At 56.7% G+C, this 19428-nt stretch carries 18 protein-coding genes; 12 read left to right on the forward strand and 6 right to left on the reverse strand.

Going from position 1 to position 19428, the window contains the following annotated elements:
- Positions 1-67: 67 nt before the first annotated feature.
- The 4 genes from ACULM0_RS12045 to ACULM0_RS12060 are packed head-to-tail and all read right to left on the reverse strand — an operon-like array spanning position 68 to position 3894.
- Complete coding sequence (locus ACULM0_RS12045) at positions 68-1564, reverse strand: sensor domain-containing diguanylate cyclase (protein ID WP_463677779.1); 1497 nt, start codon at positions 1562-1564, stop codon at positions 68-70.
- A gap of 10 nt (positions 1565-1574) precedes the next feature.
- On the reverse strand, positions 1575-2516 hold the full coding sequence (locus ACULM0_RS12050; RefSeq protein WP_463677780.1) for a 5-oxoprolinase subunit C family protein: 942 nt from the start codon (positions 2514-2516) through the stop codon (positions 1575-1577).
- Positions 2513-3169, reverse strand: coding sequence for a 5-oxoprolinase subunit PxpB (gene pxpB, locus ACULM0_RS12055; protein ID WP_463677781.1), 657 nt, complete (start codon positions 3167-3169; stop codon positions 2513-2515). The genes ACULM0_RS12050 and pxpB overlap by 4 nt, the downstream gene beginning before the upstream one ends.
- Positions 3166-3894, reverse strand: coding sequence for a 5-oxoprolinase subunit PxpA (locus ACULM0_RS12060; protein ID WP_463677782.1), 729 nt, complete (start codon positions 3892-3894; stop codon positions 3166-3168). The genes pxpB and ACULM0_RS12060 overlap by 4 nt, the downstream gene beginning before the upstream one ends.
- Before the next feature lie 190 nt (positions 3895-4084).
- Between ACULM0_RS12060 and ACULM0_RS12065 the strand changes: the two genes are divergently transcribed.
- The 8 genes from ACULM0_RS12065 to ACULM0_RS12100 all read left to right on the forward strand — a co-directional run bounded on the left by ACULM0_RS12065 (position 4085) and on the right by ACULM0_RS12100 (position 14349).
- A complete protein-coding gene (locus ACULM0_RS12065) occupies positions 4085-4684 on the forward strand; it encodes a M48 family metallopeptidase (protein ID WP_463677783.1) in 600 nt (199 codons plus the stop codon).
- Positions 4685-4692: 8 nt separating this feature from the next.
- On the forward strand, positions 4693-5685 hold the full coding sequence (locus tag ACULM0_RS12070; protein WP_463677784.1) for a hypothetical protein: 993 nt from the start codon (positions 4693-4695) through the stop codon (positions 5683-5685).
- Positions 5686-5745: 60 nt separating this feature from the next.
- Complete coding sequence (rpsA, locus tag ACULM0_RS12075; RefSeq protein ID WP_463677785.1) at positions 5746-6909, forward strand: 30S ribosomal protein S1; 1164 nt, start codon at positions 5746-5748, stop codon at positions 6907-6909.
- Between the two features lie 179 nt (positions 6910-7088).
- Positions 7089-9530, forward strand: coding sequence for a Lon protease family protein (locus ACULM0_RS12080; protein ID WP_463677786.1), 2442 nt, complete (start codon positions 7089-7091; stop codon positions 9528-9530).
- Between the two features lie 262 nt (positions 9531-9792).
- A complete protein-coding gene (locus tag ACULM0_RS12085) occupies positions 9793-10035 on the forward strand; it encodes a (2Fe-2S) ferredoxin domain-containing protein (protein ID WP_463677787.1) in 243 nt (80 codons plus the stop codon).
- Complete coding sequence (locus ACULM0_RS12090) at positions 10032-11726, forward strand: [Fe-Fe] hydrogenase large subunit C-terminal domain-containing protein (protein WP_463677788.1); 1695 nt, start codon at positions 10032-10034, stop codon at positions 11724-11726. Before ACULM0_RS12085 ends, ACULM0_RS12090 begins: the two co-directional genes overlap by 4 nt.
- On the forward strand, positions 11726-12889 hold the full coding sequence (locus tag ACULM0_RS12095; protein WP_463677789.1) for a PP2C family protein-serine/threonine phosphatase: 1164 nt from the start codon (positions 11726-11728) through the stop codon (positions 12887-12889). Before ACULM0_RS12090 ends, ACULM0_RS12095 begins: the two co-directional genes overlap by 1 nt.
- 20 nt (positions 12890-12909) lie before the next feature.
- Complete coding sequence (locus ACULM0_RS12100) at positions 12910-14349, forward strand: monomeric [FeFe] hydrogenase (protein ID WP_463677790.1); 1440 nt, start codon at positions 12910-12912, stop codon at positions 14347-14349.
- Positions 14350-14404: 55 nt separating this feature from the next.
- On the opposite strand, the gene ACULM0_RS12105 is transcribed toward ACULM0_RS12100, so the two are convergent.
- Complete coding sequence (locus ACULM0_RS12105) at positions 14405-14779, reverse strand: HIT family protein (RefSeq protein ID WP_463677791.1); 375 nt, start codon at positions 14777-14779, stop codon at positions 14405-14407.
- Entirely contained in the window at positions 14776-15333 is a 558-nt protein-coding gene (locus tag ACULM0_RS12110; protein WP_463677792.1) for a 5-formyltetrahydrofolate cyclo-ligase, read from the reverse strand. Before ACULM0_RS12110 ends, ACULM0_RS12105 begins: the two co-directional genes overlap by 4 nt.
- A gap of 137 nt (positions 15334-15470) precedes the next feature.
- Here ACULM0_RS12110 and ftsE point away from each other — a divergent pair, with 137 nt between their 5' ends.
- From ftsE to ACULM0_RS12130, 4 genes are read left to right on the forward strand one after another with little or no spacing between them, the layout of a single operon-like run.
- Positions 15471-16157, forward strand: a complete 687-nt coding sequence (gene ftsE, locus ACULM0_RS12115) for a cell division ATP-binding protein FtsE (protein ID WP_463677793.1) — start codon at positions 15471-15473, stop codon at positions 16155-16157.
- On the forward strand, positions 16147-17043 hold the full coding sequence (ftsX, locus tag ACULM0_RS12120; RefSeq protein WP_463677794.1) for a permease-like cell division protein FtsX: 897 nt from the start codon (positions 16147-16149) through the stop codon (positions 17041-17043). The genes ftsE and ftsX overlap by 11 nt, the downstream gene beginning before the upstream one ends.
- 12 nt (positions 17044-17055) lie before the next feature.
- The gene (locus ACULM0_RS12125; protein WP_463677795.1) at positions 17056-18189 is read left to right on the forward strand and encodes a murein hydrolase activator EnvC family protein; all 1134 of its coding nucleotides are present in this window, start codon (positions 17056-17058) and stop codon (positions 18187-18189) included.
- Positions 18190-18205: 16 nt separating this feature from the next.
- Entirely contained in the window at positions 18206-19414 is a 1209-nt protein-coding gene (locus ACULM0_RS12130; protein ID WP_463677796.1) for a S41 family peptidase, read from the forward strand.
- Positions 19415-19428: the final 14 nt, after the last annotated feature.

Genomic DNA, 19428 nt, shown 5'->3' on the forward strand with positions numbered 1-19428 from the left:
TCACTCCTTTCACCATGAGTGTAACACCACAAGATGAGAGACCCCTTCTCACAAGATTAGAGTCTCATTAGAAAAGAGTGGTGTCCACGCGGTGACGACCGGCTTCCTTGGCACGGTAGAGGGAGGCATCCGCAGCGGCCAGAAGTGTGTCCTCCTCCTCTTGCATCTTGGGCACCCGGGTGGCGATGCCGATGGAAAGCGTCAGATGGGGTGCCGTGGGAGAGGCCGCGTGCTCGAGGGTAGCATGGTCCATGGCCGCCATGATTCGTTCTGCCACCTGCAGGGCCCCATCACCCGGTGTGTCGGGTAGCAAGACGACGAATTCCTCACCACCGTAGCGAGAGACGATGTCCGCGGGACGATTGACCTGATCGCTGATGATCCCGGCCACTTGGATGAGGACCTGGTCTCCGGCCGGGTGGCCGTAGTGGTCGTTGTAAGCTTTGAAATGATCGATGTCGATCATCAAGAGCGAAAGGGGTTGTTGCTTGCGGCGGGCTACCTGGAACTCACGCTCCAGAGCTTCGTCAAAAGTGCGGCGGTTGGCGATCCCCGTGAGCCCGTCGATGAAGCTCAGGGCTTTCAGTTGTTCGTTCGCCTCGGTCAGAGAGTGTTCGATGGCGATGCGATCCGTTAGGTCCCGGTACTGCCAGAAGTGACCGTGGTACTTGTTCGTCACATCGATGGGCACATAATCGCGCTCCAAGGTGCGACCGTCCCTCATGAGAAAGGTGCGGCCAGCCGAAGCGTGGCGGCTATCGAGACGCTGTTGGACGCTCTCGATGAAAGCCTCGGGATGCTCGAAGAGCATAGCACTCTGCTCGAGGAGCTCCCGGCAGTCTGCCCCCCGGAGGGCTTCAGGATCACCCGCAATGCCGAACTGATTGAGAAATACCTGGTTCGTCAGCATCAGACGCCGGTCCTCGTCTTCCACCAGCACACCGGATCTCAGGTTGCACACGATGGTCTTGAGCTCGGCCGTGGTGATCTTCAGGCGCTTGTAGATTTTGTTGGTGGTGAAGATATAGCTTCCCGTACGATCGACGATGTAGATGGCGGCGAAGGAAAAGAGAAGCTCGAGTAGGAGCACCTGGGGGATGCTTCCTTTGAAGCCCAGATTGGTCAGGATGCTGATGGTGAGCAGGAGGATAGCCAGTGCGTTGTAGAGAAGGGACTGGTGGAGTCGCTTTAACCGCACCTTTTGGGAGAGCACCGCGACAATACCCGTGAAGAGGGTCATGGCCGCTGCCGCCACCAGGGCGCCCTGTGAAAAGTTCGTCACGAAGAGGCGGGTGAGGATGATCATTCCGGCGGCAATCAAGCCGGGAAGCGTACCCAGGTAGACAAAGGGAATGATGATCCCGATATGACGGAGATCCATGGTGAAGCCAAGCCCGAGGGGGATGGACCAGTACATGAGGATCATGCCGAGCAGACCGAAGAGGATACCGTAGTACGGTCGCTTGTCTTCGAGATATCCCTTTCGGTTGCGCAGGTCGATCACGCCCGTCAGGAAGAGAAAGGTCACGATGGCAAAGAGGTTGATGACTAGGTTCTCGAACATAAAGGACTCCTTATCGTTCTTCCACGGTGATGCCGAAGGTGCTAGGGCCCACAGTGATCCGGTAGTGAGCGGCTTTTCCGGGTTCCGGAGGACGACCGGTGTAGCTGACCGCATCGACCGCTTCGACTTGGCTGAGGGGAATCGGGGATAAGGTGAAGCGATCTCCGGGCCGCATCTGGGCCAGTCGGGCCAAGGAAGAGGCGGTCATGGTCCCGAGCAAAACGTAGCCGCCCACGGTGGGATGATCGGCCATCATGCAGATGGCCTCCCCCGAGGTGGGCAGTTGGATGGCACCCGGGTAAAGCGCGGTGGAGAGGCGATCGTGGGCCGGTAGCTTGGGAAAGTCACCGACTAGGCGCGTGCCCATGCGACTGATCGCCTCGGTCAGCGAGGCTTGGTAGGTGCGGTGATGGTCGGGACCTAGTTCAGGATGGGGGTAGTAGGTGAGGGGACCCGTCGCGGGGCTCACCTTTGCCCGGTGGTCTGTGAGCAGGTAGCCCGTGTCCTCGAGGGTGAGCATGTCGGCCGCCTTGAGCTTGGCCTCGGGTAGGAGCTGGGGATGGTAGGAAACGCTAGCCGCCACCGAGGGTAGCTGCCAACGGCCGGCCACGGCGATGTAGCGGTAGCGGCCCTTGGGACTCGGTGCCAGACGCAGGCGATCCCCGGGAGCCAGTCGGAGCAAGCGATCCGTGGGGACGGCATGACCGTTGACCTCGGGTTTTGCCCCTTCTCCTGTGATGGCAACGAGAACACTCTCTTCCACTTCCATGGTCAGCCCATCGAAGAGGGCTTCGATGAGCGGTCCGTGGGTTGCTGCGCCCACCAGGTGGAGGGCGCGCAGCGCCGCCGGTCGGTCCATGGGTCCACCCCTTGTGATGCCCTGATGACCGAGACCCGGCCGGCCTCCATCCTGGAGGGTTGTCAGGGGTCCTGGATTCTTGATGCGGATCATCGGATCACCTCCCGCTTCATGGCCACGCCGAAGCGATCGACCGGTAGGAAGCGCACTTCGTCTCCCGGGGAGAGGAGAGGGCTACCATCGAAAAGGCGGGCATCCGTTCCTCCGATGAGCTGCCACCCGCCGGGCGAAGCGAAGGGATAGACCCCCGTCTGCTCCCCACCGATGCCAATGGCACCGGCCGGGACCACCGTCCGGGGGGGTTGTCTTCTTGGTGTGTGAAGCTTGTCAACGAGCCCGCCCAGATAGGGAAAGCCCGGTTGGAAGCCGATCAGATACACACTGTAGGTGGTTTCGGAGTGCAGGCGGATCACTTCTTCCGGGGTCATGCGGCAGTGATCGGCCACGGTCACAAGATCCGGGCCCATCTCCCCACCATAGATCACGGGCAGGTGGTAGCGGTAGAAAGTACCCGCCTGCTCGGAGGGTGGAAGGGCTTCGATACGTGCGATCAAGGGTTCGGGATCGATGGAAGCGTCCTGAGTGAAAACCGTCAGATTCCCATAGCCGGCTACGGCTGGAAGGCCCACATCGGCCAGCTGTCTGCGCAGCCGTTCGACGGCCACTTGGTGCGCGGCGTCCAGACGATTGAAGAAGGTCAGGCTGAAGATTCCCGGGGCTAGACAAAGGCAGCTGATCGGCTTCATGCTTCGATCCGCTTCCTGAGATAAGAGGCCATCCTGAGGACATCGGGATGGTCTTGGTGGAGACACAGGGTATCGAAGGCAACCGGGAGGACCTTCTTTGAGTGGGTGACAATCTCGCTACGTTCGAAAAGACGATCGACCTGGTCGGTGAAGGGTGTGAAGTCCTCGATCACCGCCCCGGCCAAGCTACGCGAGACCAGGTTCCCATCGTCGGCATAGCGCCGATCGCTGAAGACCTCCACGGCATGCTTGACACCCAGATCGGCACACACACGGTGGGCAGCGCTCTTGTACTGGACGTAGAGCAGCAGATTGGGATCAAAATGAAACAGAGCTTTGGCCAGTCCGTAGGCCAGGGATTCGTCGTGAAAGAGGCGATTGTAGAGGGCGCCGTGGGGTTTGACGTGGTGGAGGACAACCCCCTCGAGGCGGCACATGGCCGCCAGAGCGCCCACCTGGTAGAGGACGTCATCAATCACACGATCGGCGGGCAGGTCCATGGGCGTCCGTCCGAATCCCCTGAGATCGGGGTAGGAGGGGTGGGCACCCACGAGGGTATCCGTATCCCGCGCCAGGCGGACGGTCTTGCGCATGAGCGAGGGATCTCCGGCGTGAAAACCACAGGCAATGTTGCAACTGGTGGCATGAGAGAGGAGACGGGAGTCCGTGGCATCGGGGAAATGTCCGAAGCCTTCTCCGAGGTCGATGTTGAGATCTTTCTTCATTTTTTCGTGTGGTCACAGATTCAATAAAAAGAGCTGTGGCCTACCTCCTTTCGATTCTGTTGGGACGATGGCTTGTTCCTTCGATAGGACCGTGGCTGTCTTTGTTTCTTCTGGTATCGTGTCGTCAGTTCTATTATAATTGAAATGTACGCGACTTTGTATGATTTGGAGGCAAGTAATGGAAGGAAGTATGGATTTAATAGATTCGAAGGCCTATCACTTGGTGCGTAGAGACAATCGCCACCTGTATCTGAAGATCAGGGAGGGACGTCTGGAGATCGTGGCCCCCCTTCGCATGCCCCAGGAGGAGATCGAGGCCGTTCTAGAGAAACGAAAGGATTGGATCGACAAGCATCTGTCTACAGTGCAGGCACCTTGGCGCTATCTGGGGGAACCGATCGAGGTGCGTGTGGATCCGGAGATTTCGAAGCGGTCCTTTGAGGACGGCATCTTGCGGGCGTCCTCACGAAAAGAGGTGGAATCTTGGTACCGGGACAAGGCCCAGGAGCTGCTCTTTCCCTTGACCCGGCGGTGGGCGGAGCGCATGTGCCTGCCCTCACCCAAACTCACCGTGCGGAAGATGAAACGGCGGCACGGGACCTGCTATCCGCGGCGTCCTCAGATTAATTACAACCTTTGGCTCGTCATGCAGGCGCCCCGGAAAATCGAAGAGGTGGTAGTCCACGAACTGCTGCACCTGGAGTATCCCGATCATGGTAGGTCCTTTAGGAAAGCGCTTTCCGATCAATTGAAAGAACCCAGCCTCTGGCTGTACGACAGAAAGGTGTGAAGCGGACCATGCTCCAGAGACTATCGGCTTATCTTTATATCTCCACAATGCTGGCCCTGTTGGCCGGCACGGTGCGGATTCATTTTTTCGATGGCTATATCCCTACCTCGATGCTCATCATCCCCGGCTTCATTCTGTGGGGGATGGGTGTGATGCATTTTTTGGGGATCATGCCCCTCATTCATGTAGAGGAAAACCGCAAGCGCGATGTAGCCGATGCCGCTGCGCTCGTAGCCGCAGCGGTGATCACCCACCTTTTGGTCGCTCGCTTCGGTCAAACGGCGGTGATGGCATCGGCACTGGTGGGATTATGCTTTGGTCTCTTCTTCAAGCCGGTGGCCGTGGCCGCCTTCTGCGGGTCCTTCGTGGGCATGTTAGCGCCACCGCTCTATGGCTTTTACGGTCTGCTAGTCGCTGCGATGAGTGCAGCGGTGCTTTTCCAATTGGGTAGGGGAAGCTTCCGGGGTATCGGGGGGAAGCTGGGAACCACCGCCTTCTTCGGGTCCATGTTCGCGGCCTTTTTCTTTACGCCGTCGAGCTTCCACTTCTTCGCGCGGGGGATTGATCTCGAAAAGCTACTCTTCACCACCACGACGGATCTGGTCTTGATCGTGCTGTCCGGCTTGGCGGCTTATGCCACTTATGCTCTGGCCGATCGCTTTCCGCTGTCCGTGGTCATCACATCGGCGGTCGTGGGCCTCACGGGTGAGCTCCTCCTCCCGCTGGTGTTTCCCAACCAAGGGGCCTTTCTATCCGTGGCGGTCTACTGTGCGAGCTTCGCCGGCATGACGGCCAAGGAGCATTTCGGCGGTGGAAGGGCCTTTTTCCTGGCTGGAGCCCTATCGGGCACGCTTTTTTTATTCGGGCCCGAGATTTTCGTTGGCTTCGGTGGAAAGCTCGGAACCACGGCAATGATCTCATCTCTGGCCACTTACGCACTGCGCAATCTACTGCAGAACTGGCAGCTTTTTGGGCGCTCACTAAAAAAAATGGCTTCATGATTTGTCAATTCCGTTGAATCTGTTATAATAGTAAAGTAAAGAAAATCGAGGTGATTTCACATGTCAAATGAAAAAGAAACAATGGAGCAGTACATGGAAGAGATCGATCAGAACATGGTCAATCTCAAAAAAGGTGATGTCATCACGGGAACGGTAATTTCCGTGACGGACGAAGAAGTCATTGTCAACGTTGGACAACCCAGCGACGGCGTGATCTCGAAGTCCGAGCTATCGCATGATGATGTCGACCCGAAGGAGCTCTTTAACGAGGGCGATGAAATAAAGGTCCTGGTCCTGAAGGCAGACGATGGTGAAGGAAACATCGTCCTTTCTAAGAAACGCGCTGAGCAAGCCGTAGCTTGGGAAGAACTCGAAGCAGCCTTCGAAAGTCAAGAGAACTTTGAGGTCAAGCTGGCCGAAGCAGTGAAGGGCGGCATGATCGCTTTCCACAAGGGCATCCGCATCTTTATCCCTGCATCGCTGGTATCGGTGGACTACATCGAAGACTTCACGCCTTTCGTGGGTAACGAAGTGGAAGTCAAGATCATCGAGTTCGACAAGCGCGACAACAAGGTTATCGCCAGCCGCAAGGCTGTCGAGAAAGTGGAGCGTGAGGCGGGCAGGAAAGAATTCCTTGATCGTCTCGAGAAGGGCATGATCCTGGAAGGGAAAGTTGCCCGACTGGCCAACTTTGGCGCCTTTGTAGACCTCGGGTATCTCGACGGTCTCGTGCACATCTCAGAGATGAGCTGGAAGCGTTTGAAGCACCCCTCAGAAGCCGTTAAGGTGGGTGAGACGGTGAAGGTGGAAGTCCTTTCTTTCGACAAAGACTCAGAGAAGGTTTCCCTCCGACTGGCGGATATCCCCGCTAGCCCATGGTCCACAGTAGACCAAGACTACAGCGTTGGCCAAGTGGTCCCCGGTGAAGTCGTGCGTCTGACGGACTTCGGTGCATTCGTTGCACTGAAGACTGGGATCGAAGGTCTCGTACACGTGTCTGAGATTTCTTACGATCACGTGAGCCATCCAAAGGATGTACTGAAGCCTGGTATGAAGGTGGACGTACGCATCCTGAACATCGACAAGAAGAACGAGCGCATCAGCCTGAGCATCAAAGAAGCTCAGGAAGGCCCCGGTTACGAAGATACGTCTTCACACCAGGAAGGCGATGCATCCGTGACACTTGGCGATCTCTTCGGCGATAAGCTGAAGGACCTCAAGTAAGAGAAAAGAATCAGGACGTTACCCCGTGAGGGGTAACGTTCTTTTTTTCGTATTTTTTTGCAGATCATGGGCAGGGAATGGGGAAAACCCTCTGATCTTGACGAAAGTAAGGGAAACGCCTGCATGAAACAGGACCCCCGAGGGTAACTATGAAAAAAAGAATACCAAGGGGGTCAATTATGGAAAAATATGAACTGAAGCATACGGAACTGACCAAACGCTGCGACCTGAACTGTCTGGACTTCGAGACCACCGAGAGCCTCGTTCCCCTCCAGGGGATCGTCGGTCAGGAACGGGCGCGTGAGGCCATGAAATTCGGCCTCGCCATGCATAAGAAGGGTTACAACATCTACGTCTCCGGAAGCTGGGGCACAGGACGCAACGGCTTTGTCAAACGACTGACGGAAGAAGCGGCCCTGACGCAACCGGCACCCCGTGACGTGGTCTATGTGAACAATTTTCAGACTGCGCATTCTCCTATCGCCCTGAGTATGAAGGCGGGCGAAGGAAAGAACTTCAAGAAGAATATCTCGCGACTGATCGCCTTCCTCAGAAAGGAGATCGACGGCGTCTTCTCCTCCAAGGAATACGAGAATGCCAGGGCCTCTATCATGGAGGCCTATCAGCAGGAGACAAACCAGATCCTCCAGGAACTCAACGAAGTGGCCAGTGAGTTCGGTTTCGTCTTTTCCCAGACGGACAAGGGGATCGTGAGCATCCCCCTACAGGATGGCGAACCCATGAGCGAGGAAGCCTACAAGGAAATCTCCAGCGAGGATTACGAGAAGATGCGGGTGAACTCCAACAAGCTGAGTCTGGAGACCGTGGAGCTCTTCAATCGTCTCAGGGAATCCGAAGAGGAGTTTCGTGGGAAGCTCAAGAACCTGGACGAGCAAATGGGCAGACGCGTGGTGCGTTTTCACCTGATGAACCTGAAACAACGCTACCAGAAAAATCCCGATGTACTGGACTACCTCGATGCCATTGTCGAGGATGTGGTCGATCACATCGATGCTTTCAAGGGAGAAGAAGAGGAAGAACCGAATCCCCTGGCGATCTTCCAGCCGAAGAACCAAGAGGATTTCTTCCAGCGCTACAGGGTGAATCTCTTCGTGGACAACAGCGGCAAAAAATCCGCTCCCGTGGTCTTCGAATCGAATCCAACTTATCACAATCTGATGGGTAGTATCGAATACCGAAACGAGATGGGCGTGCTGGCCACGGACTACACCATGCTCAAACCCGGGGCCCTGCATCAGGCCAACGGCGGCTACCTGATCCTACTGGTCAAGGACATCCTCCAGCACCCCTACGCCTGGAATGCCCTCAAGCGGACGCTGCTCGATGAGCACCTGACCATGGAGACACGGCAGATGGCCAACGGGGCCATGATCTCGGCTTCGCTGAAGCCATCGCCGATCGATATCGACGTGAAGGTGGTCCTGATCGGGGATCCCGAGATCTACGGGCTCCTGTACACCTACGATGAAGAGTTCCGGAAGCTCATTAAGATCCGCGCTGACTTCGATTATGAAATCGAACGGACGGACGATCATATCGATAAATTGGCGCGTTTTCTCGCCACCGAGGTGGAGAAGGAAAACCTCAAGCATCTCGACCGTCACGCCGTGGGTCGTATCGTGACCCATGCTGCTCGCTTGGCCGACGACCAGGAGAAAATGACAGCTCATTTCAGAACCCTGGTGGACATCCTGCTCGAGGCCGACCACTGGGCCACGACGACGGGCGCCTCCCTCATCGAAGAGCGCCATGTGGAAAAAGCGCTCGCCGAGTGGGAGCGGCGCAACAACCGCTACGAAGAGAAGATCCTCGAGATGTTCGAGGATGGGACCTACCTCATTGATGTCAGCGGGGAAAAGGTCGGTGAGATCAACGGGCTTGCTGTCGTGGGTTCTGGTCTCTATCGCTTTGGTAAGCCCTCCAAGATCACCGTGTCTACCTATCGTGGGCGATCGGGTATCATCAATATCGAACGGGAGGCGCGCACCAGCGGTGCTATCCACGACAAGGGCGTGATGATCCTGACCGGTTACCTGGGTCACCAGTTCGCCCAGGACAAACCCCTTGCCCTCACGGCCAGCATCGTGTTCGAACAGCTCTACTCCGGTGTCGACGGCGACTCGGCCTCCAGTACTGAACTCTACGCCCTGCTCTCCAGCCTGTCCGGTGTTCCGATCCGTCAGCACCTGGCGGTAACGGGTTCGGTGAACCAACGGGGGCAAATTCAACCCATCGGAGGCGTGAACGAGAAAATCGAAGGTTTCTTCAAGGTTTGTCGTTTCAAGGGTCTCACAGGAAACCAGGGTGTGATCATTCCCAAGCAAAACGTCAAGAACCTGCTCCTCTCCGAAGAAGTCATCGAGGCGGTGAAGGATGGTCGTTTCCATATCTACTACGTCACCCACGTAAACGAGGGAATCGAGTTGCTCATGGGCAAGCCCGCCGGAGAGCGGAGTAAAAGGGGTCATTTCCCCAAGGGGACGATCAATTACCTGGTGGACAAGCGGCTCAAAGAGTTGGCTGAACCCCTGCTCAAGAAAGCCACGAAGAGCACCATCAAAGCCAAGATTATCAAGGATGAGGCAAAAAAGACCGACTAAGAGCATAAGCTGATCAAGATCGTGTCCGATGGGCACGGTCTTTTTTATGGCATATAGTTAAAAATATAACAATAAAATCTGAGATTTCTGACTGTTTCTATGTATAAACATGCGTACAAGCCGAATTTTTCAGGATATTCATCGTTTTTCACGCATTTCACATGAAAAAAACGTTAATTCAACAGAATGATATTGATAAAAGATTAACAAAAAGTTATACTGTGCCCTATAGGATTGCTGAAGATTGCTAGGAGGGGTTGCGATGGTTGTTTCGATTTGTGTGGGTAGCGCTTGTCATCTGAAGGGGTCGTACACTGTTGTCGAGAGCTTGAGACGTCTCGTCGGGGAACATGAACTGGCGGATCGGGTGACGCTCAAGAGTTCTTTCTGCCTGGGCCACTGCTCGAGCGCTGTGTCCGTCAAGGTAGGAGAGGTGGTCCACAGTGTGACGCCAGAAGACGTGGAGTCATTTTTCAAAGAGGAGATCCTGGAGAAGACGACATGATGAAATTCATCGATTTCGATGCCAAGGCTTGCGACGCCTGTTTCAAATGCCTGCGCGTCTGTCCTACGAAGGCTATCGCCTTCACGAAAGAGCGACGACAGATCATCGTCGATCGCTGTATCAAGTGCGGACACTGTCAGCAGATTTGCCCCCAGAACGCCCTGAAGATTCACTCGGATGTGGACACGGTGAAGGGGATGATCGCCAAAGGCGACAAGGTCGTGGCTTCCTTGGCCCCCTCCTTTGCCGCCTCTTTTCACGTGGAGGATCCGCTGAAGATCGTGACTGCCCTGAAAGCCCTCGGCTTTCAGGGGGTGGAAGAGACGGGCAGCGGTGCTGAGGCCGTGAGCAGTGCCTACGCAGCCTACCTCGAGACCTCGGGCGATCTACCGGTGATCACCACCTGCTGTCCTTCCGCCAATGATCTGGTGGGGGCCTACTACCCGGGCCACTTGAACAAGATGCTCAAGATTATCTCGCCGATGGTGGCCCACGGCAGACAGATCAAGGAGCGCTTGGGCTCACTCACGCGGGTGGTCTTCATCGGTCCCTGTCTGGCCAAAAAGGCCGAGGGCAAGGATTTTCCCGATGCCATCGACGCGGTGATCACGTTCAATGAGCTCGCGGGATGGTTGGAGACAGACAGAATCGTGATGGACGATCTGCCACCGACCTCTCCGGATACCACCGCCGGTTGTCACGGGCGCGCCTATCCCATGGGGTCCCTATCGAAAGTGGCCGCAGAGGCCGGATACGATTACCTCAAGGTCGACGGCCATGAGGACTGTGTGGCCTTCCTCAAGACGCTCGATCGTGTGCCCTTCGGCTCTACCATGATCGAACTGAACATCTGCAGGGGAAGCTGTCTCAACGGACCGGACTACGCGAACGCTGGAATCGGCTTCTTCGAGAGGCGACAGCGCATGAAGCGGTATATCGCCAAGTGCGCCGGTGAGGATGTGAAAGATGACGAGCCGACGCTTGTCGATCTTTCGAGAACCTTCGAGCGCAGAAGGGAAACGCAGCTCGCACCTTCCTACGGGGAAAAACTGGTGATCCTGAGAAGCATCGGCAAGGTGGACGTGAGCGATCAGCTCAATTGCGGGGCCTGCGGTTATGGTACCTGCCTCGAAAAAGCAGAGGCCGTCTGGCACGGGTATTCGGACATAGAGATGTGTATGCCCTACCTGCGGGAGAAGGCCGAGAGCATGCAAAACGTGATTTTCGAGCACACCCCCAACTTGATCTGCATCCTGGATGAATCGCTCATCATCCGTGAGGTCAACCCGGCCTTCGAGGAACGGTTCGGCCAACGGGTACCGCTGAAGGGCCTGCCCATGGACATGATCCTGACCGATCCGATTTTTCGGCGCGCCTTCGACGAGAAACGCAATATCCTGGGTGTCAAGAGACGGTGGGAGGACGATGATGCGGTTTTCTTCATCAGTCTAGTCTACTTAGAAGAGGAAGACGCAGTGGTGACCATCCTCACGGATATCACGGCGAACGAGAAAAACAAGGAAGAGCTCGAAGCCGTGAAGACCCAGACGCTCACCGTCTGTCGCGAGGTGATCGACAAGCAGATGCGCGTGGCCCAGGAAATCGCCTCCCTGCTGGGGGAGACCACTGCCGATACGAAGATCAACCTCGAGCGTCTGCGCAAGGTGGTTCTCGACGAGGAGGGTATCTGATGACCGATCCCTACTATCTGGAGATTGCCTCCCATGCGCTCCACAAAAAGGGAGAGGAGCTCTGCGGAGACAACATTGAGGTCTTTCGCACCGAGGATCGCACGATCATCGTCTTGGCCGATGGCCTCGGCAGCGGGGTCAAGGCCAATATCCTGGCAACGCTGACCACCAAGATCGCCGGCACTATGCTCGTGGCCGGGAGTACCATCGAGGAAACACTGGATACGGTGATGAAGACGCTCCCCGTTTGTCACGTGCGCGGAATCGCCTACTCGACCCTCGGGATCATCGATATCCAGGGGAACAAAAGGTGCAAGATCATCGAGTACGACAATCCACCGGTCTTCATCCGAAGGCGGGGAAAGGTGCTCGACCTGCCGGGAGAGACCCTGACTTTCGCCGATAAACGGGTGAGGCGAACGGTCTTTTCCCTTGAGCCTGGAGATACGGTGACCCTGGTCTCCGACGGGGTGATCCACGCGGGCGTGGGCCATGCGCTCAACCACGGTTGGGAATGGCCGCACGTGGCGGCCTATCTCGAGCGACAGCAACTGAAGACGGCCGAGCAGCTGAACCGACGCCTGATCGATACCTGCAAGCAGCTCTACGAGGGGGAACCGGGCGATGATACGTCCGCGGTAACCGTGAAGTTGAGGCCGGTCAACCGACTCCATCTCTTCACAGGTCCGCCCACCGACCCTGCACAGGACGGGCCCCTGGTCTCGCGGTTTATGGAGAGCGAGGGTCTCCATGTCGTCTGCGGTGGGACGGCGGCGAATCTCTTTGCCCGGGAGCTGGGAAGAGAAGTGGTTTCTCATTTCGACTACATCGATCCCGAGGTACCACCCATTGCCACCATCGAGGGCCTCGATCTGGTCACCGAAGGCGTACTGACGCTGAGCAAGACGGTGGAAAAACTCGACGGTTATGCCGATGGAGAGGGGACACTCTTTCCACAGAGAAAAGATGGCGTGAGCCGCTTGATCGCCCTGCTCCTCGGGGAGGCCACGCACGTTCATTTCTGGCAGGGAGGCGCCATCAACCCGGCCCACCAGAACCCCGACTTCCCCGCGGAGCTCAGCATCAAGAAGCATGTGATCGATCGTCTGAAACAATTACTCGAGCAGCTGGGCAAGGTCGTCGAAACGACGACCCTCGCCTGATCGAAGAGAGGGGTGAGGTCTTGCGTACCTTCGAAAACCAAGTACAACTTGTCAAATACGAAATCTTGAAAGCCGTCTCCACCTTTGCACTGGAGGGAAGCCTTCTTCAGATGCGGCGCCATATCCCGACCCTGGTGGACAGTGGACCCGATCCGCGCTTTCGCTGTTGTATCTACCACGAGCGCGCCATTACCACCGAGCGCGTGCGCATGGTCATGGGTGGCAATCCCGAGGACCCCAATCTTATCGAGGTGCTCGATGCCGCTTGTGATCAGTGTCCCACCACGCGCTACCGCGTCACCGAGGCCTGTCGCGGGTGCATCGCCCACCGCTGCGAATCGAGCTGTCCCGTTGGGGCCATCCGTTTCTTCCGCCAGCAGGCGATCATCGATACGGAAAAATGCATTTCCTGCGGACGCTGCCAACAGGCCTGTCCCTACAACGCCATCGTGGACTGCATGCGTCCCTGCCAACGGGCCTGTCCCACCGGGGCCATCGCTATCGATGATTCTGAAAAAGCGGTGATCGACGAGGGGCTCTGTATTCGGTGCGGCGCCTGCGTCTACCGTTGTCCCTTCGGGGCTATGCAGGAGAAATCCGAGATCATCGGTCTCATCGATGCCCTCAAGGATGACAATGGACCGGTCTACGCCATGCTGGCCCCGGCCTTTTCCACACAGTTTGACTATACGGATCTCGGCCGCGTGGTACGGGGGATGAAGCATCTGGGTTTCGCCGATGTGGTGGAGGTGGCCCTGGGTGCCGATGTGGTGGTGGCCGATGAGGCAGAGGAGTGGCAACACCATGTGGCGAAGGAACCCTTCATGACCACCTCCTGTTGCCCCGCCTTCCTTTCCTTCGTGGAGAAAAAACACGGGGACCTGATACACCAGGTATCGAAAACCCCATCGCCTATGGCCGCCACGGCGGCTCTGATCAAGCGGATCGATCCGCAGGCGAGAGTCTGTTTCATCGGTCCCTGCATCGCGAAGAAAATGGAGAAGGAGAGGGCGACCGGGTCCGCCGGCCGTACGGATTTCGTCCTGACCTTCGAGGAGTTGGCGGCCCTGCTCGATGCGAAGATACCGGATCTATCATCCCTGGAGCCCGCCCCCTTGAACAACGCCTCGGACAAGGCCCGGGGCTTTGCCGCCACAGGCGGGGTGACGGTGGCCATCGAGGCCCATATCGAGCACAAGCGGCTCCCAACGGCCTTCTTACCGCTGAAGGGCGATGGCATCGCGCGTTGCGATCAGCTCTTGAAGATCGCAAGGGCCGGGAGACTCGAGGGGAATTTCATCGAGGGCATGGCCTGTGAGGGGGGCTGCATCAAAGGTCCCGTGACCATGCACCACGGCAAACAGGACAAAAAGGCGCTCAAGGCCTACTGCGACGGGGCCGTGGAAAAGAGCACGGAAGATGCCCTCCGGATCCTGAAGGCATCGGGCATCACCACTTGACCCTATGAAAAAGAGGTACCAGAGCAGGATATGCTCCGGTACCTCTTCCTTACGGTCAACCTCTGTAGGGGACGAGCTGGGGTTTGAGGTTGCGCAGACCACCCCGGGGGTCCTCCACATCACCGGCGTAGCGCGGGATCAGGTGCAGATGAACGTGGAAGATGGTCTGGCCACCGGCCGCGTCCACATTCACACCCAGATTATAACCATCGGGCTCGTAGTCCTTCTCCAGCCAACCGCGGGCCCTTTTGGCCAGCCGGCTCAGGCCGAGCATCTCGTGATCGGTGAGATCGAAATAACTGGACACGTGTCGGTGGGGGATGATGAGCAGGTGACCTTCGTTGACTGGGAACCGATCGCGGATCACGAAGCCCACTTCGTCCTCAAAGAGGATATCCAGTTTATCCTTTTCACAGAAGACACACTTCATGGTCGGATCACCCTTTTCTCGGTCAAGATCAAGGGGACGGGAATATCGTGGGGCTCCCTGGGGACCTCGGGCACAATCTGCAGTTCAAAGCAGAGGGCCACGAGGGCTGAACGGGTTTTCGATAGGATTCTGTCGTAAAAGCCAGCACCGTAACCCAGACGCCCTCCGCTCTCGTCGAAGGCCACGCCGGGCACTAGGATCAGGTCCACGTCATTTTCCGAGACGCGCACGTGCTCCTCCGTCGGCTCCAGGATACCGTAGCCCCCGGGGACCAGGCCGTCGTAACTTGTGATCTCGTAGAGATCGAGCCGCTTGGTCTTTCTATTCACACGTGGGACAATCAAGGTCTTGCCCTCGGCCAGCGCTGCCTCCACGATGGGCCGGGTGTCCAGTTCCGAACCGAAAGAGAGGAAGGTGAAGATTCGTTCCGCATGCTGATAGGCCTCGAGCGCGAGGAGCCGATCGGCCACGCGCAGGCTCTTTGTCTTCACTTCGTCTTTGGTCAACTGGTCCCGCTTTGCAATCAGATGTCTTCTCAAGTCATTTTTCTCCATCGAATCCCTCCTGTTTTCCCCATTATACCATTGGACGTCACGGAATTTTAACAAACTGAGGTTAAAAAACGGCGTCCTGTAAGATATAATGAAGGTTGTAAAGTCTACAACAACCTTTTTTAGAAAAGAGGATCGATATGATTAAAATGCTCGGTGCGACCAAACGCTATCCCAATGGCGTCGTTGCACTCAACACCATCAACCTGCACATCAAACGGGGAGAGTTCGTCTTTATCGTCGGACCCAGTGGGGCCGGGAAAAGTACCTTCATCAAGACCCTGCTCAAGGAGGAGGACCTGACCTCCGGCGCCCTCTACATAGACGACCTTGACGTGGGCAAGCTTCACCGCCGCCGGGTGCCCGGGCTCCGGCGGAAGATGGGGGTTGTCTTCCAGGATTTCCGCCTGCTGCCCAACAAGACCGTCTACGAGAACGTGGCCTTTGCCCTGGAGATCACCGGTACACCCTCGAGCGCCATCCGGAGAAAAGTAGCCCGGACGCTCTCGGTGGTGGACCTGGGATCCAAGCACAACATGTACCCAGACCAATTGTCCGGCGGTGAACAGCAACGCGTCTCCGTGGCCAGGGCCCTGGTGAACAACCCCCCGATCCTGATCGCCGACGAACCGACCGGCAACCTGGATCCCGATACGTCCATGGAAATTGTGAAACTGCTCAACCATATCAACCGAAACGGCACGACCATCATCATGGCGACACACGATCGTGCCATCGTGGATTTCAACAAGAAGCGCGTCGTGGCCATCGAGAACGGACGTATTGTCCGGGATGAGGAACAGGGGGCTTACGGCTATGTGGATTAGAAGTGTGGGCTTTGGAATCAAAGAGGCCTTTAAGAATCTTTGGCGCAACCGGATGATGAGTTTTGCGTCCATGCTGTCCGTGGGGGCGACCCTCTTGATCCTTGGGGTAATTTTCATTCTGATCATCAACGTCAACAGCATCGCCCAGTCGATGAAAGAACAGTTCGATTCCGTACAGGTTTTCGTGGAAGATGACCTGACGCGGGAGCAGATCGAGGATATGGGGCGCAAGATCTATGCGATCGATGGCGTGAGCGACATCTCCTTCGAAACCAAGGAGGAGGCCCTGGAGAACATGCAGGCCGACTGGGCCGACAATGGCTTCTTGCTCGAGGGACTCGAGGAGAACCCCCTGCCCAACTCCTACGTGATCTACCTGCGGGACATCCGCTACGCCGATCACGTGGTCAACCGTGTAAAGACTTTCGAGGGCGTGGAAGAGGTCAAGTACTACCAGGAGATCATAGAGAAGCTGCTTTCTGTGATCCTGTACATTCGGAACGTAGGTATCGCGATCATCTTTATCCTGATCGCCATCTCCACCGTGATCATCATGAATACCATCAAGCTCACGGTGAACGCACGCCGCAGGGAGATCAATATCATGAAGTACGTCGGGGCGACCAACTGGTTTATCCGCTGGCCCTTTCTACTCGAGGGAACTTTGCTCGGGGTCTTCGGTTCCCTGTTGTCGACGCTCCTGCTCTTTTTCATCTACCGCTACACCTACGGGCTTTTCACCTCGCATTTCTACGTGATCTTTGCCGCTTACATCGTGGGTGTCGAGAAGATCGTATCGGATCTACTGGTGCTCTTTCTGATCATCGGTTCGGGTATCGGAGCACTGGGTAGTATCCTGTCCATGCGTCGGCACCTTAGCGTGTAGGGGGAGGATGAGATGTTTAAAAGAAGATTAGCCCTCTTGCTTGCGGTCCTCTTGGCCCTGGGCTCTTTCGCGGCCTTCGCCAACAACGATGAGGTCAGAAAGCGGGAGAAACAGCTGGAAGAGATCGAGTCACAGATCAAGGCCCTCGACGCCTCCATCCAACAGAACAAATCGACCCAGAACGAGTTGGTCGCCCAGCTCAACAGCCTCAACGCCAATATGCGCGCCATCGACGGCGAGATCGCTGCCCTAGAGGGCGAGGTGCATGAGACGGAAGGGGAGATCGACAGGGCCATCGAAGAGCTCGATGTGCTCGAGGCCGAACTAGCCGAGAAGAAGGATTTGCTCAACCGACGGTTGCGCGTCATGTACAAGTCCGGCTCCGTGGGCTACCTAGAAGTTCTCCTGGGTGCCGAGGACTTTCAAGATCTCGTGAGTCGAATGGACATGATCCAGAAGATCTATGTACACGACGATGAACTGATCCAATTTTTAAAAGAACAGCGGGAAGCCATCGAGGCCCAGAAGGTCGAGCTGGAAGACCTGCGCAAATCCCTCTTCACCCTCTTGGACCAACAGGAGGTCAAGAGGGCTGAGCTGGAGCGCCAGCAGGCCAACCTGATCGTCAAGCAGGGTGAGCTGAAGCAGAACATCGCCGCCCTCGAGGAACAAGAGGACAGCCTGGCGGAAGATGCGCGGCAGGTGACCAAGATCATCGAAAACCTCAAGCTCAGGGAGACCTACGTGGGTGGGATCATGGCCTGGCCATCGCCTGATCAGTACCGGATCACCTCGTATTTCGGCTACCGCATCCACCCGATCTTCAAGACGGAAAAGATGCACACGGGACTCGATATCGGTATGCCCACCGGTTCGAAGATCGTGGCCGCACAGTCCGGCGTGATCATCTACGCGGGCTGGCTGGGCGGTTACGGGAAGACCATCATGATCGACCACGGTGGTGGCATCGTGACCCTCTACGGTCACAATTCGGCCCTCGTGGTCAATGTGGGACAAGAGGTCACCAAGGGACAGCAAATCTCCAAAGCCGGTTCCACGGGTAATTCAACGGGCCCGCACTTGCACTTTGAGGTGCGCCGGAACGGTGAATACGTCGATCCGCTCGAATACATCACAGCCAACTAAGCGATAGGAGAGATTTATGATCAAAAAAAGGACGGCCGTCATTCTCGTACTCATCACCCTGCTCTTGACGTCCGCTGCCACCTTTACGGTGGGAAACCTGTACAGCCTGCAGGTGGGTGATAAAGTTGTCCTGAGCCAGGAGGATTTCCAGCGCTACCAGGATTTTTACGAAGAATACGCTAAGGTCGATGAGCTGAAGGAATACATCAAGCGAACCTATTACGAGCCCGTCGAGGATGATACCCTCGATAGCGGTGCGATCAAGGGCATTTTCGAGCACCTGGGCGACCCCTACTCCACCTATATGACGGCCGAGGAATTCGAGGCCTTCAGCGAGGAGTCGGAGGGGACCTACGGTGGGATCGGTATCGTGGTCACCGCGACCGAAGACGGTCTGATCACTGTGGTTTCGCCTATCGAGGACACCCCGGGGGATGCCGCGGGGATCAAATCCGGCGATAAGATCATCATGGTAGACGACTTCGATGTCTGGGGCGATGAGCTCGATGCCGCTGTGGACCGCATGAAGGGCGAACCGGGTACGGATGTCGTTCTCACGGTCTTGCGGGACCGCGAGGAGATGACCTTCACCATCACGCGCGAGCAGATTGTGATCAAGAGCGTGAAATCCCGCATGCTCGACGACCAGATCGGTTACCTGAGGATCGCATCCTTTGACAACAAGGTGCACGAGGAATTCACCAACCATCTCGCGAACCTGATCGAGGACGGTGCCGAAGGTCTTGTGATCGATCTGCGCAACAACCCGGGTGGGAGCCTGGAGCAGGTGGTCTACATCGCCGACGATCTGGTGGGCACTGGCAGTATCGTGTACACGCGGGATCGCGATGGCAATGAGCAGCACTACAATTCCGATCCGGACAAGGTGGACCTGCCCATTGTGGTTCTCGTGAACGAGGGATCTGCCAGCGCATCGGAGATTCTAACGGCGGCACTGAGGGATCTGGCGAACGCCAAGATCATCGGGATGAACACCTTCGGCAAGGGCGTCGTACAGACGATCCGCCCCCTGGCCGATGGATCGGCCGTGAAGCCCACCACCAGCCAGTACTTCACACCCAACGGGGATTACATCCACGACGTGGGGATCCCACCGGATATCGAGGTGGCACTCGATCCCGCTTACGATGAAATTGAAGAACCCACCGATGCCGATGACAATCAACTCCAAAGAGCACTGGAAGAGCTGAGATCTCACCTGTAAGGGTGGGGTCTTCT

It is taken from the genome of Halotolerantifilum yawarlongkerapense (genome assembly GCF_054506745.1).